The organism is Nitrosospira sp. NpAV (genome assembly GCF_000832065.1).
Classification (GTDB): domain Bacteria; phylum Pseudomonadota; class Gammaproteobacteria; order Burkholderiales; family Nitrosomonadaceae; genus Nitrosospira.
The window spans coordinates 1-273 of record NZ_JXQM01000082.1; the positions used below are offsets into that span (position 1 = coordinate 1).

The 273-nt window shown below is 63.0% G+C and carries 1 protein-coding gene; it reads left to right on the top strand.

The features are described 5' to 3' along the window. Positions 1-273: sodium:proton antiporter NhaD (nhaD, locus tag SQ11_RS15400; protein ID WP_041515086.1), on the top strand; the 273-nt coding region annotated here is incomplete at both ends.

Sequence of the window (273 nt, forward strand, 5' to 3'; positions counted from 1 at the left end):
CTGATGCTGTTCCTGCTGGTGGCGATGACCTACATCAACGCCATGGACGAGCGCCGGGTGTTCGACGCGCTGCGCTCCTGGATGGTCCGCAAGGGCTTCAGCTACCGCTCGCTGTTCTGGATCACCGGCGTACTGGCCTTCATGATCTCGCCGATCGCCGACAACCTGACCACCGCGCTGCTGATGTGTGCGGTGGTGACCAAGGTCGCCGAGGGCGACAAGCGCTTCATCAACCTCTGTTGCGTCAACATCGTGGTGGCGGCCAATGCCGGC